The 1,922-nt window shown below is 73.2% G+C and carries 2 protein-coding genes; both read right to left on the bottom strand.

Annotated features, from left to right (window positions below; translation table 11 throughout):
• Window positions 1-26: 26 nt before the first annotated feature.
• Window positions 27-929 carry an ABC transporter permease gene (locus ACY45C_RS18795; RefSeq protein ID WP_462188888.1) on the bottom strand — a complete coding sequence of 301 codons (903 nt, stop codon included), beginning with the start codon at window positions 927-929 and terminating at the stop codon, window positions 27-29.
• Between the two features lie 13 nt (window positions 930-942).
• A complete protein-coding gene (locus ACY45C_RS18800) occupies window positions 943-1,905 on the bottom strand; it encodes an ABC transporter ATP-binding protein (RefSeq protein WP_462188896.1) in 963 nt (320 codons plus the stop codon).
• Between the last annotated feature and the right edge of the window lie 17 nt (window positions 1,906-1,922).

The following is a 1,922-nucleotide window of genomic DNA, read 5'->3' on the forward strand; positions in this document are numbered from 1 at the left end:
ACTACGTCCTGCTAACTATGACGCCCTCAGGACGTGCCGACACGGCGCAGCGCCACCGCCGCGACAGACAGCGTCACCACCCCGACGGCGGCGCAGATCCCGAGGTCGAGGACCACCTTCGCCCAGTCGACGCCGGGTTGGAAGGCGGCCGCGAGGGCGTCCACCGCGTAGCTGCTGGGCAACGCGTCCCGCGCCCAGCGGCCGACCTCGGGCAGCCGGCCGGAGGGGATCACACCGAAAAACAGCACGATGCTCATTCCGAGCTGGCCGGCGACGGTCGCGAGCTCCGACCGAGGAGCGAGCAGGCCGACCGCCGCCCCGAGCCCGGACAGGCAGATCCCGGCGAGGGCCACGACAGGCAGCAGCAGCCACAGGCCAGACAGCGGCAGCCCGTAGAGCAGCGCCCCCAGCACCGCGGTGACGACGGTGCCGGGCGCCGCGAAGGTCGCATATGAGGCCGCCGTGCCCAGCACCACCGCGACGCCGGGCACCGGCAACGTGAGGTAGTAGTCCAGGGCACCGGACGCCCGCAGCGCCCCGAACCGCTGGGCCAGCAGGTTCAACGCGACGAAGGCGACCACGAGCACCGTGGAACCCGCCACGACCTGCCCGGCGGCCGTGGTGTCGCCGACGTCGAGAATCCCGCGCAGCAGCACGAGGATCCCGACCGACTGGAACGACGCGACGAACAGCAGCGGGATCCGTCCCACCTTGGAGCGGGCGAGCTGCCCGCGGTAGACCGCACCGAACGCGGTGCGAAACGACGTCAACGGCGGCAGCTGCGGCGGGGCCAGCGGGGCGCTGCTCGGCGGGGCGGAGGCCGGCGCCGGCCGCGTGGCGGGAAGCGGGCGGCCATCCACGACCGATGGCGCCGGCACCCCGGATGCCCCGCCACCGGATGCCCCGAGCGCGTCCGGAACGACGGTCACCGGAAAATCACGATCATGCGCGCTCCAGGTCCCGCGACCCGCCGCCGAGGGTGAGGTACACGTCCTCCAGCGAGGGAGTGGCGAGACTGAAATCGTCCAGCGCGGCGAACGCCGGGCCGGCGGTCAACCGGCCGAGGGCGTCACGGGCCGCGGCCGGAGCCAACCGGATGGTCCACCGCCGTCCGTTGACCACGGCGAGCGCGGCCAACGTCGCGACGGTGGGATCGTCCGCGGGCGGGTCGTGGCGCCACGCGAGGTCGAGCCGGACGTCACCGGACAACGATGCCTTGAGCTGGCCCGGAGTGTCGCAGGCGATCACCCGCCCGGCGTCCAGGACGGCGACCCGGTCGAGCACCGACTCCGCCTCGAGGACGTTGTGCGTGATCAGCACGACGGTGACACCGACGGTGTCCCGGCGACGTTGCAGCGCCGACCACACGGCCCGCCGGGCGACGGGGTCGAGGCCGGTGGTTGGCTCGTCGAGGACGAGCATCGGCCGGTCCCCCACCAGGGTGGTGGCGACACACGCCAGCCGGCGTTGCCCACCGGACAGCTTCGACAGCGGGCGATGCGCCACCGCCTCCAGACCAAGCTCGCCGAGCACGGCGTCACGGACCGCCCGCACGGCGGAGCGGGGGACGCCGCGCATGCGGGCGGTGGTCGCCACGGCCGTGGCGACCGGCAGCTCGGCCAGCGCGAGATCATCCTGACCCAGGTAGGCGGCGAGCCGGGCCGGCAGACCGCGGGCGGCCAGCACGTCGCGGCCAAAAAGGGTAATCGTGCCCGCGTCCGGCCGCAGCAGACCCATCAACTGGCGGACCAGCGTGGTCTTCCCGGCGCCGTTCGGCCCGAGCACCCCGAACACCTCGCCCTGCCGGACGTCGAGATCGATCCGATCATTGGCGAGAACGGCATGCTCACCCGTCCCGTGCCGCCGGGTGAGCCCGCGGACCGCGTAGCTCAACACATCGACCATTGTCGCAGTCGGATCCG

The organism is Frankia sp. CcWB2 (assembly GCF_977927585.1).